The sequence below is a fragment of the Mesorhizobium sp. WSM4829 genome (genome assembly GCF_055811475.1).
Map to the genome: position 1 here is coordinate 61,610 of NZ_JBVVQJ010000033.1, position 11,645 is coordinate 73,254.

At 58.3% G+C, this 11,645-nt stretch carries 6 protein-coding genes and 6 pseudogenes; 9 read left to right on the forward strand and 3 right to left on the reverse strand.

The annotated features are described in order from the left end of the window. The first annotated feature begins 7 nt into the window (after nt 1-7). Together AC0L17_RS26135 and AC0L17_RS26140 are read left to right on the forward strand one after the other, a co-directional pair. Nucleotides 8-604, forward strand: a complete 597-nt coding sequence (locus AC0L17_RS26135; RefSeq protein ID WP_473517923.1) for a CDP-alcohol phosphatidyltransferase family protein — start codon at nt 8-10, stop codon at nt 602-604. A 441-nt stretch (nt 605-1,045) separates the two neighbouring features. Then, nucleotides 1,046-2,069 (forward strand): annotated as a pseudogene (locus tag AC0L17_RS26140) (IS256 family transposase); the annotation flags it as partial. A 36-nt stretch (nt 2,070-2,105) separates the two neighbouring features. On the opposite strand, the pseudogene AC0L17_RS26145 reads toward AC0L17_RS26140, so the two are convergent. After that, a pseudogene (locus AC0L17_RS26145) lies at nt 2,106-3,057 on the reverse strand (transposase). A 238-nt stretch (nt 3,058-3,295) separates the two neighbouring features. On the opposite strand from AC0L17_RS26145, the pseudogene AC0L17_RS26150 reads away from it, so the two are divergent. Then, nucleotides 3,296-3,509, forward strand: a pseudogene (locus AC0L17_RS26150) (transposase); the annotation flags it as partial. Between the two features lie 158 nt (nt 3,510-3,667). On the opposite strand, the gene AC0L17_RS26155 reads toward AC0L17_RS26150, so the two are convergent. Continuing rightward, on the reverse strand, nt 3,668-3,958 hold the full coding sequence (locus AC0L17_RS26155) for a hypothetical protein (protein ID WP_473517924.1): 291 nt from the start codon (nt 3,956-3,958) through the stop codon (nt 3,668-3,670). Nucleotides 3,959-4,113: 155 nt separating this feature from the next. Here AC0L17_RS26155 and AC0L17_RS26160 point away from each other — a divergent pair. After that, nucleotides 4,114-4,458, forward strand: a pseudogene (locus AC0L17_RS26160) (IS66 family transposase); the annotation flags it as partial. Nucleotides 4,459-4,501: 43 nt separating this feature from the next. On the opposite strand, the gene AC0L17_RS26165 reads toward AC0L17_RS26160, so the two are convergent. Beyond that, on the reverse strand, nt 4,502-5,869 hold the full coding sequence (locus AC0L17_RS26165; protein WP_473517925.1) for an LLM class flavin-dependent oxidoreductase: 1,368 nt from the start codon (nt 5,867-5,869) through the stop codon (nt 4,502-4,504). A 1,128-nt stretch (nt 5,870-6,997) separates the two neighbouring features. On the opposite strand from AC0L17_RS26165, the gene AC0L17_RS26170 reads away from it, so the two are divergent. From AC0L17_RS26170 to tnpB, 5 genes and pseudogenes are all read left to right on the forward strand, one after another. Then, a complete protein-coding gene (locus tag AC0L17_RS26170; protein ID WP_473517926.1) occupies nt 6,998-8,587 on the forward strand; it encodes an asparagine synthetase B family protein in 1,590 nt (529 codons plus the stop codon). Between the two features lie 34 nt (nt 8,588-8,621). Then, complete coding sequence (locus AC0L17_RS26175) at nt 8,622-9,668, forward strand: glutamate cyclase domain-containing protein (RefSeq protein WP_473517927.1); 1,047 nt, start codon at nt 8,622-8,624, stop codon at nt 9,666-9,668. A gap of 220 nt (nt 9,669-9,888) precedes the next feature. After that, nucleotides 9,889-10,674, forward strand: a pseudogene (locus AC0L17_RS26180) (transposase). A gap of 363 nt (nt 10,675-11,037) precedes the next feature. Beyond that, on the forward strand, nt 11,038-11,457 hold the full coding sequence (gene tnpA, locus AC0L17_RS26185) for an IS66-like element accessory protein TnpA (protein WP_473517928.1): 420 nt from the start codon (nt 11,038-11,040) through the stop codon (nt 11,455-11,457). Further along, nucleotides 11,454-11,570: pseudogene (gene tnpB / locus AC0L17_RS26190) on the forward strand (IS66 family insertion sequence element accessory protein TnpB); the annotation flags it as partial. The gene tnpA and the pseudogene tnpB, both read left to right, overlap by 4 nt. Nucleotides 11,571-11,645: the final 75 nt, after the last annotated feature.

An 11,645-nucleotide genomic window follows, 5' to 3' on the forward strand; every position in this document is an offset into this window, starting at 1 on the left:
AAGATAAATGCTGAAAGAACTGAAAGACCCCGCCAATGCGGTTACGGTCGCTGGTCTGCTGATTTCCGTTCTTAGCATCAATTTGGCGATCGAGGGACGTTCAGAGTTGGCGGTCGCAACTGCTCTTTGGGCTCTCCTAGCGGATCATCTCGACGGCGTCGTGGCCAAATGGACCGCTAACCGCAGCGACACTACGAAGAATGTTGGAAAGAGCCTAGATTCGCTCGCGGACCTCGTTAGCGCCGGGATTTTTCCAGGCATCCTCCTGACCACTCTTAGTGACCGCGCGCCCTGGGCAATTGTCATCGCCGGCGTGCTGGGCTTGGCAAGTGCGCTCCGCCTCAGCTATTTCGGTTCGGTCGGCCTTCAGGGCGGCAACTTTATCGGTGTTCCCACGACCTATGTGCTGCCCGTTGTTGCAGCGATTTTCATGTTCAAGCCATGGTTCCCCAACAGCCTTTTTGTTCATGCACTGGGGATCAGTCTGCTCACCGTCGCCATCTTCCATGTCAGCCCTCTACGAGTGCCGCCGACAAGGGGCGCAATGTACGGGGTGGTGACGGCCTACTGCGTCCTCTCATCGGCTCTGCTGGCGTTTCGCTAACCGGCGAAAACTCGCATTTTGGCGAATGCTGCGAGAACTGGATATCTCGCGGCGATGTCTTCGCTCTCTCGGGAACTGGCGAGGCATGCGAGCCAGCAGGGCCTGCAGAACGTCGTCGAAACGTCGAACAACCTCAAGACCAAAAAGTGACAGCCTGTGCCTCCCATCAGAAGGTCATTGACAGGAGCAAGCGCACGCGGGCGGTCATCCTCGCCGCAGGCATGACATTGGTTCTGCTCGATTTCTGACGTCTCGCGGCGTTTGACACACGAGCAGGATGTCCATGGCATGCGGCATCACCATTGCGCTTTTTCATGTGGCACGGTCCGTGGGGGTGTTCGCCGGCTTGTAGACAAGTCACAGCGTGCGGCGACCGACCAGTAATACCAAAGGTTCTGAGGGCTGACTCTCTAGGGGTTCCCGCCTCGATCGGGCGATGGGATCAGCGGTGAAGATACGGACGGACTATTCGGCTGCGGGCTTGATACGCTCAAGAAGGCTCTGACCGAGCGCGCGCTGAACGCGGAGATGGACCATCATCTGGCGAGCGGCGAAGACGCTGGCAATACGCGTAACGGCTATGGCCGCAAGACGGTGACGACCGAGAGCGGCAAGCTGGAGATCGATGTTCCGCGTGACCGCCAGTCGAGTTTCGATCTGCAGCTGATCGCCAAGTATCAGCGCCGTTTTCCCGGCTTTGGTGACAAGATCGTATCGATGTACGCGCGCAGCTTGAGCACCGGGGAGATCACAGGGCACCTGCGCGACTGTACGGCATCGATGTGTCGGCGGACCTGATCTCAACGGTGACGGACGCCGAGCTCGCCGAAGTCGCCACCTGGCAGCAAGGCCGCTCGATCCGATTTGCCCGCCGGTCTTCTTCAACGCGATCCGGGTCAAGATCCGCGATGAAGGGATGGTCCGCAACAAGGCCATCCACATCGCGCTGGGCGTGCGCGCCGATGGTGCAAAGGAGGTTCTGGGCCTGTGGCTCGAGCAGAATGAAGGCGCCAAGTTCTGGCTGCGGGTGATGAACGAGCTCAAGAACCGCGGCACGGAGGATATCCTGCTGGCCGTCGTCGATGGCCTGAAAGGCTTCCCGGACGCGATCACCGCTGTGTTCCCGGAGGCGATCGTCCAGACATACACCGTCCACCTGCTGCGCAACTCCATGGACTTCGTGTCCTGGAAAGACCGCAAGAGCCTCGCCAGCGCACTCAAGGAAATCCACCGCGCTGTTGATGCCGATGTCGCCGAAAAGGCGCTGGCGGTGTTCGAGACCGGCCCCTGGGGCCTGCGCTATCCCGCCATCGGCCAGAGCTGGCGGCGCGCCTGGGGCGAGGTCATTCCATTCTTCGCGTTCCCTGACGAGGTGCGTCGGATCATCTACCCCACGGATGAGATCGACAAGCGCTTTCTTTCCGGTCGTGGTATTCTTCAACGGCGCGGGCGACCTCGTGGCGAAGCGCGGCGCATCGGCTGAAAGCGCCGCCGGGCAGCCTCATTCAAGCCTTGTCGGATTGAGGCGCCCGCGCGCCTTTTCCTTTGGCGGGCGCGGCCGCCAGGCCTCAATAAAGTGCTCGTAGCTCTTCTGGGCCTGCTCGGCGATGCGCATCTCCTGGTTTCGGAGATCCTTGATATTGTAGGCATACGCGGGTCCGCGACTGTTGCCTTTCTTCTGCGGCTTGCCGGCCTGCAACTGCATGCCGCGTACCTTGTGGGCGACGAGACTTGGGCGCGCCCAGAGGTAGTCCTCCTCCTTCGTCAGCAGATGCCAGCATAGAACCGTCAGCTTGCGCGCTACAGCGACGGCGGCAACCTGTTGGCCGCGCCTGGCTGATCCGGCCATGATGTGCGGCACCGAGGCCCGACTGATGCACACGCGGATTGAGGCCGAAATAGCTGACCAGCTTCTGGGGGCTCTTGAAGCGAGCGATGTCGCCGATCGCCGCCATCAGCCCCGCTGCCACGGCCAGGTTGACGCCGGTGATGGTGAGCAGACGCCTGATCGGTGGATCGTCCAGCGTGGTCTCGGCAATCTCCCGGTCGAGGGTCGCCAGGTCCTCGGCAAGCCGATCGAGTTCGCGCACATGCCGCTCGATCGCGAACCGCTCATCGTCGGGCACTGGCTGGCGCGCCAGCCAGGCGCGCCCGCGGACGTTGAACAGATCGGCGTGTCACTTCGGGATTAGGTGCGCATGCAGGATCGCATGCACCTCATTCTTGATCCGGGTCCGATGCCGCACGACCTGATAGCGCCGCGCGACCAGCCCGCGCATTCGCTCGGTGGCGGCATCTGGCGTCCAGATCTCAGTCGCCAGAAGGCTCTTACCAAAGCCCTCCAGCGCCGTTCGGGTCATGTCGACACGCCCTCCATGTCGAAGCCTACCATCTTCCCAGAAAACCACCTCCCCGAAGGTTCGGTGGATGTCCATTCCAATCACGCGTCGCATATGCGCCTCCTGTCAGAGCGAAACGACGGGAGCGGCGGGCGTACGACAACTACGGATTCGCGCTCACGGCGCAACCGGGCGAGTCGCAGAGTGCGGCCAGCTACTAACACGAGCTCTCGGCTCATCGTGTGGATCGGCCTGCCCGCACCTTCGTGCTCCCGGTGCCTCTTCCCGGATGGTCGCACCATACGCCGCGATCCTGGAAACCGCAGCCGGACATCGGCACTGAGATCTTCATACGAACTCAATAGAGGCGTTGAACTCGAAACTGCGACGGGCTGTCAGGGCCAGGGGCCATTTCCCCAGCGACGACGCGGCGACCAAGCCGCTCTATCTGATCTTGAACCGATCCGAGAAAAGGGTGGAAAATGCCGCCACGTGAGTGGACCATGGCCAAGGCCCAGTTCGCCGTCATCTTAGGCGAGCGCTTCATCAGGGCAATGGCGGCGTAATGTTCAACCGCCCGCCCGCACACGGAATTCCTGACAGTCCCGGGACGGCTATACCACCCAGATCGGCGATCACCGCTTCACCGCGTCCCGCACCGGGCGATCGAAGTCCCGCGAGGCGTTCCTGGCGACGCTGCGTGCCGGGCACAGCGATTACATCATCAATTGACCAGGCGCTGGCCTACATGCGCGGCCGCAATCTGAGTGCAACGGTGCTCGAGCGGCTGGCGACGGCGCCGCACAAGGCATTTGCCGACAGTGCCGCCTGGCAGGCGCATCTGGCAGCACTCGGCCTTGACCAGCTTGCGGTTGAGCCCAACCCGGTCAAGATCGCCACCGAAGGGGCGATGTGGGGCTCGATCCGTCACCACGGCTTTCTTGCCGACGCCGTGATCGTCTCCGATGATGCCGGTCAGTTCCGCATCGGCGATCATGCGCTGTGCTGGATCCATGCCGAGCCACTCGTCCACAAGCTTTGTGCCGATGACGCCGGATCAGCGCCAGGCCGTCGACGTCATGCGCCAGCTGATCTGGTGGTTCTACCGCGACATCGAGACCTACCAGCGCGCCCCTTCTCGGCGCCGCGCGGCGGCCTTGCGCTGCCCGCTTCGAGCGCCTGTTCAAACGACGAACCGGCTATGTCATGCTCGACCGGCTGCTTGCCCGGCTGCATCGCCGCAAGCATGAACTGCTGCGCGTTCTCGATCGTCCCGAGATCCCGCTGCACACCAATGGTTCGGAAAACGACATCCGCGCCTGTGTCACCAAGCGCAAGATCTCCGGCGGAACGGTGAGCGCCCTCGGCAGGGACGCCCGCGACGTCCTGCTAGGCCTGATGAAGACCTGCATGAAAGCTCGACGTCTCGTTCTTCCGCTATCTCGGCGACCGCCTCGCAATTGTAACCCAAGCGTCCCCTCCGCCACTCCCAGACCTCGTAAGGCAAGCCGCTAAAGCCTGAAGGCCCGGAAATCTGCCCCGGTTACGGCGGCGACCGTTACACCACGGGTGCAATAGGTTCATTTCCCATTTGGTTCGTCCGTTTATTCCCGGGTCGCCTTAACCCAAGATTTTCACGCAGCGTAGCTCCACTATATTCAGAGCGGAATAACTTCCTCCGCCGAAGTTCGGGAACAATAAGTTGAACGAAGTCATCCAAACCGTCAGGGAACGTTGGAGGCATTATAATAAAGCCATCTGCCGCACCCTCCGTATAAAACTGCTCCATCTGGTCGACGATTTCGGCCGGCGAGCCAACACAGACCAAATGTCCTCTTCCAATGGCGAGGCTAGCTGCGAGTTGCCGAACTGTTAACCGCTTATTCCTTGCAGTATCGAGCAGCAGTTTTTGGCGACTCTGCATATTGTTTGTTTCACCCAAGTCATCGGGAACCGGCTCGTCAAGAGAAAGCTTATCGACATCGATTACGTAGCCAAGGAGTCGCTTGGCCAGTTCAACAGCAATGTCTTCGTGGATTAGCGATTGAAGTGCATTTAGTTTTTCCTCAGCTTCTTGCGCCGTCGGTGCCACGATTGGAACAATCCCCGGCATCACAAGAAGGTCCGCATCAGATCGACCAGAGTCCCCTGCGAACCCCTTGACCGATTTATAAAACGCTTTCGCATCTTCGATGCTTTGCTGCGCCGTAAAAATCAGTTCGCCATATTGGCCTGCGAACCTGGTACCAGTGGGCGAGCTACCTGCCTGTGCAATGACTGGATATCCTTGAGGCGATCGGGAAATATTTAAAGGGCCACGAGTTGCAAAGTATTTTCCACTGTGGTTCAAAAAGTTCACTTTATGTGGATCAAAGAATATTCCGACGTCACGCTGTTTGACGAATGCATCGTCCGCCCAACTGTCCCACAATCCTTCTACGACCTCGACAAATTCGGCTGCGCGTTCGTATCGTTCTTCGTGGGGTGGTAGCGCCCGCAGGTTGAAATTTTGTGCTTCAAACGGGTTAGCCGAGGTAACAATGTTCCAGCCGACCCGACCACAGCTCAGATGGTCTATCGATGCAAATACCCGCGCGAGATTATATGGCTCATTGAATGTAGTAGATGCTGTAGCCACCAAACCGATGTTTTTGGTTGTCATGGCCAAGGCTGCCAGCAAGGTCGTGGGCTCGAACCCAACAACTCGCCCGGATCGCGACATCGCTTCAACCGTTGATTCGCGCACACCGGCGGTATCAGCCATGAATACAAAATGTAGTGCGGCAGCCTCCGCTTTTGTTGTATAGGATTTATACCGCTCGATATTAGCGCCCGCATCGGAATGTGCGTTCATATGACGCCATCCAGCCTCATGATGGCCGCTAGGCCGCAGAAAGACACCTAATACCATTTGGTCTGTAAGCATAACGTTCTCCTTCAAAGGCGCACAGTGAATTGTACTTCTCGCGCGTGTCTTGTCTGCCCTATCACGAGAACTGAGGTCGCTCGGCGTTTCGAAAGACTTAACCTTTGGCACGTTCAAGCCGACGACGTTCGCTGGGTGGTGCTGTGCGATTGTGGGTATCGCCGCCAACCATACCGATTGAGGGCGTTCGGACCGTATGGGGTAATGCCCCTCTCTCGATATGCGGGTTCTCGAGCAGACCTCTGATATTTCGCTCTCATTCCGTCGCTCCCGCGTTCGCGACAGGAAGTTCGTGGGCAGCTTCTGCCGCCGTCGCGACGAAGGAGCATCAAAACTCGTGCCAATTCCGTGGAAGGAGCAGGCGAGAAATGTTCTGCAAACTAATCAATGACCTAGAACGGTATGACGTCGGCCATAGTCACCAGAGCATCAAGGAGAACCAAGCAAGACCATCGCGGCGCGGCGAAGAAAATCGCTTCAGTTGGCCGTTTTTTCACCAGCGACGTCCGGACCTAGCCTCTTGCGTCCGAAGCCGAACGCAAATGTCGCAAGTCAGACAAAATGGCGGCTGGGTCCAGTTGCGGGAACAAAAAAGTGGCGCAAGGCAACCGCTAATCCAATCCGGCATACAACTTGCTCGACGGATCCTAGCAGGGCAGATGGCGACGGCAAGCCCTAAGCGGTTCGTGAAGACACGCCCATGTGTGGCAGCCATTACAGGCGTTTTTGCCAAAAGAGATAGCGGAGATGAGACAACATGGGTAGGAGCATTCTGATGTGCGGGTATCATAATGGCATGCAACGCGCCCTACGCTCGCTTCTTACTTTGGCATCACTATTGCGAGATGGCTCGATAAGGCGCAGGGAGTTTTGTATTGTCGGCTTGTCCGAAGACAACAATATTTATTCTTATTACCCGCTCTCTTGTGACGTGCCTGTGTTAGCAGTGTTATATTTTGTCCGATCAGCAGTTTGTGGCCATTTCGATACCATTCTAAAGGTCCATTTCCTTAACATGTCAGTGTTCCGTGTCGCATCAATCCAAATCCCGGCTCCAAGGGAGCTGATGTACGTTGCCATCATTGTTTTCAGTGCGGCGGCCTCCATGTCGCTCGTTGGAGCACACCTATGACAAGTATCGCCCTTTCCCCAATCGGGGCGCTGTGGGGGATCGTCGGCGCCAAGACACACGGCACCGTGGAGATGGGGGCCGCGCTGAGACACCGCGGTTGCGACATGGCCATGGAGGAGGGACCAACCTTCTCCTTTGGCGCTCGACACTCCGCTGAGATCTCGCCTATTTCTGTCGATGACGATATCGCCGTTGTCTATTCCGGTTTCCCATTTGTCGTCGATGAAGAGACACGGATGCCGCGTTATCTTTCGGCAGAAGGTATCAGGACGGAATTCCTCAGATTCGGCGCCGATTTCTTCCGAGTTCTATGCGGTCACTACGCAATCGCAGTCTACTGCCAAACTCGTCACCGGTTGATCCTTGTTCGTGATGCGTTCGGTGTGCAGAGCCTTTCGTGGGCATCGTCGAATGAAAATTTTGCCTTTTCGACGGAGTATAAGGCACTGTTGTCACTGCCGTGGGTTGAACGAAACCTTGATCACGATGCCGCCTACCGCTTCGTTGATGACGGCTGGGCGCCAGCGGGGCGAACCTTTCTGCGGCAAATTTCCATGGTGCTGCCGGGATCAATTCTCATATGGCAGAATGGAAATCTTGAGACGATTCACCTGCGTGAAGATTTGTGCAAGACACGCCCACCGTTCAAACCGATTTCAGTTCCTCACGTAGAAAAGGCGGTTCGAGAGACGATCGGTTGGCAGGCGAATGATTTTTCACCGAGATATGGGGTGATGCTTAGTAGCGGCGTCGACTCTGCGGTAATAGCGGCGACCCTGAGGCGAATTCGCAGGGATTCTGAGATTCACACATTCACTGTCGGCTATGGTAACGACGATCCGGAGATTATTGGTGCGAGCGCGACGGCGAGCCTTCTTGGGACACGGCATCATGAAATCATAGTTCGACCCGACGCCCTCACAGCACTACTGAAGGAAACTATTATCGCTGTGGACAATCCTGGCGGTTACGAAGAGTTCCCATGCCTTTATGCTCTGCATCAGGAAGCGCGACAATTTGTGGACACCATATTCTCAGGCAATGCTGCTGACACGTTGTTTGCAGGCATGCCGTATCATCGGGATTTGCTTTCGACCGATGACGCAATCTATCGGCGGCTATGCAACGACCTCACTGTTCGCGACGAGCGCCTCGCTGCGCAGGAACTCTTGGCTGGTAGACATGGTCTCTCTTTTAGGATGCCCTATGCGGAACGAATTCTGATAGACTTGGCGCTTGATACCCCTGACTTTCAGAAACTCAGCCCTGAGAATGATAAGATTATCTTTCGTGAGGCGGCGCGGCAAATTCTGCCTGACGAAATCACCATGCGTCCCAAGCGGATTCAACACCTCCGCTATGACGACAGCATGTGGTCTTGGTTAGCCGAGCGGATTGAGTGGATTTGCTCGAGCTCCATTCTTCGGAAGCATGCCCTCGAAGAGCTTGAACGGACAGCAATCCTCCCGCCTCGTAATGTCGAACTTACGGAAGAGAGCTTCAAAACCGCTTGGAACGTAGTCGCGCTTGCGACGTGGGCGAGTATCTACCTGGATGACGGGGCGTACGGCACACTATCAACTTGATTCGACAACAATCAATATCGACTGGAGGCTATCCGTGACCGACTACTTTTCCTACTTAGGTCTACAACCTTCTCGAGAGGAACTTATCCAACGGTTTGGGCTTGAGCTGGATAAGTTAATGACGCTGGACTTAAACCTAACCGGGCGACCATCGTATCTCTATTCGCGTGAGCGGAATGGGTCAGGGGAAGCGAGTTCAACCGCTTTTGCACAGCTTCTCTTGAACTCTCTTGCCTCAAAGGATGTCGCCATTCTTGTGACCGGGTGGCCGGTTAGGTCTTCGATTGACGTTTCGATCGGCGAGGCCGATGGGCCGATCGGGGCAGCGGCCATTGCGCGTGCTCTTCACTTGACGACCGGCGCAGTCTCCCTTGCGATGGCTCCCGCGCCTTTGGCTGCACAAGTTGCAGCAGCATTTAGATCCGCAGGCGCCACGATCATCGATTTTGAGGCGTTCAAAAGGCTTTCAAACGGTAACGAAAGGCTCTTTGGCGTCGCGATCGTCGGGCTAGATATTGATCGCGATCTGTCGAACTATTTTGCTGAACTGTTGCAAAATATCAAGCCGAAGACGGTCATTGCGATTGAGCATTACGGCTTTTCGGCTGAGGGCAAGCCATATCATGCGACCGGTAAGGTTGTAGAACCAGGAATAGCGCTCACACATTCATTATTCGACCAGGCCATGGCCGAGGGCCTAATTTGTGGTTCGTGTGTCGACAATCCCAATGAGGCTGGAACCAGCCGTCTTCATGATGCTCGTGTTAAGCATCCACCCATGAGAAACGACTTCGCTAACCTTCTCGTAGGAAGCTCTGCCAATAGCGCAGCCTTTGCACTGTGTGCCGCGCTTGCAGGATTGTCCGCTACGCCCACAGCGGCTTTTCCCGGTAGTTTGGATGAAGCTGGGATCGCAGCAACGTTGACCCATGGAGCGATCGATCCTTTCAGCGGAACCGCGGATCCATCGTTCGGCGTCGATACGATTGAGAGCCCCTACCATGCGTGGACAGCAGATCTTATGGGGCGGCTCGCCAAAGGGTACTGCGTGGCGGCCGCAACGACGAGGCCCACTGTTTAAGGGGACAGGCCCGCAAAGGCTGGCCTGCTTCAAAACAATCGCCCACGGGCTCGTCCGGTTCTGTCGCAAACATTTCGGAAAGGTCATTTGCTGCATGACGCTTGCTCTTTTTTCGTAAGACCGTATGTCCGCTTCTGCCGGTGAGGTGGCTCGCCCTACACTGCGCGTCCGAGGGTTGCTCGGGCGGTCCGAGCCGATCTTCATCACAGGAGGACGAGCCGTGGCAGATTATAGGGAAGCATTTGTCGGAATCGATGTCGCTAAGCTGAGGAATGCCATCGCGATTGCGGAAGCCGGCCGGGAGGGAGAGGTTCGGTTCTTCGGCGAGGTCGACGCATCGGATACGAGTATGCGCCGCGTTATCCAACGGATCGCCGCCACGTTCGATCGCATCCACCTCTGCTACGAGGCGGGCCCAACCGGCTGGAGCAGCGGTTCGATTATCCTGCACATCAGATCGCGCTCCAGGAAATGGTCGAAGCGGTGCGCGTCTCGAAAGAGCGTGTGGAACGGCTTGAGCGCGTGATCGAAGAGTTCATCCCGAACTGGTCGCTGGCGCCGATCGTGCGAGCGCTCCAGACATTGCGTGGGGTCGATCTGATCGTCGCCGTGACGTTCGCCACCGAGGTCGGCGACGTAAGCCGTTTTGAGAGCCCTCGCCAGCTCATGGGCTATCTCGGCCTCGTTCCCGGCGAGCGATCGACTGGAGAGACAATCAGGCGTGGCGGCATTACCAAGGCAGGCAATGGCCGCGTTCGCCACATGCTGGTCGAGAGCGCCTGGACCTGATCGACATCCACCGCGGATCGGCAAGGCGAAGCTGTACCGGTTGGAGCAGGCACCGCCGAAAGTCCGTGAGATCGCATGGAAGGCTCAGGCCCGCCTGACGACCCGCTATCGAAAGCTGGTTGCGCGAGGCAAGCGAACGACGGTGGTCTGCACGGCGATCGCCCGCGAACTAGTCGGCTTCATGTGGGCCGTCGCCAGGGAGGCACGCTCCACCTGATCGCTCGCCGCGGCAGTGTACACCTCGCGCATGGGCGGAGGCGGGACCACGGCAGGGGAATGCCCGTCACACGCTTTGTGGCCGGCAAATTGACTGACGCCCGCAGTAAGATAGGAACAGCCCCGGACGCACAATCGGGAATGCGGTAGCCAACCCGCGCATCAGAGCTTGATCACCGACGTCCTTCAGTTCCGCCTCCACCCATGCGCGATCATCAGAATGAGCAGCCGTTCCTTGGATCGGGCGACCTCATGCGTCCCAAACCTTGACAGCGGACATCAGAGCGGTGTTTCCGGACCACCTTTCGGGAGTGGTCGCGATCTGTGAGGTTGCCGATCCTGTATTGGGATCGGAGATCGGCTTGTGTCTGGACTTGACCTTACGCTTGACCCGGAGCGGCAGCTTCGGCGTTTCGAGGTGATCAACGGTGCCGGCGGTCGGCGTCACTGGTCGGTGGATGACAAGGCGCGGATCATCGCGGAGACGCTGGAGCCGAACGCAGTCATTTCCGAGGTAGCCCGTCGGTATGGCCTTAGGCCGCAGCAGGTCTTCGCCTGGCGCCGCGAAGCGCGCAAACAGGCCACTTCGCCTGCCTTTGTGCCGGCGGTTTTGGCGGCGGCGGAACCTGTAGCCAGCCGTTCACCGAAGCAGCGGAAACGGCAAGCCACCCGAGGTGCCGGCATGATCGAGCTTGAGATCGACGGCATCTCGATGCGCGTCGGCCGGGGCGCCGATACCAAGACGGTGGCCGCAGTGATCCGCGCGCGGAAGGCGACGTCGTGATCGGGCCGACGGGTGCGGTCAAGGTCATGGTGGCGACGAAGCCGGTGGACTTCCGCAAGGGTGCGGAGGGATTGGCCGCACTTGTGCGCGAGACCATGGGCGCTGACCCGTTCTTATGCGTCGGGCGAGATTATGTGGCGGAGCCGCCCTGACCCCTTTCGGGCCGGCCAAACCCAGCTTGCCTCCGC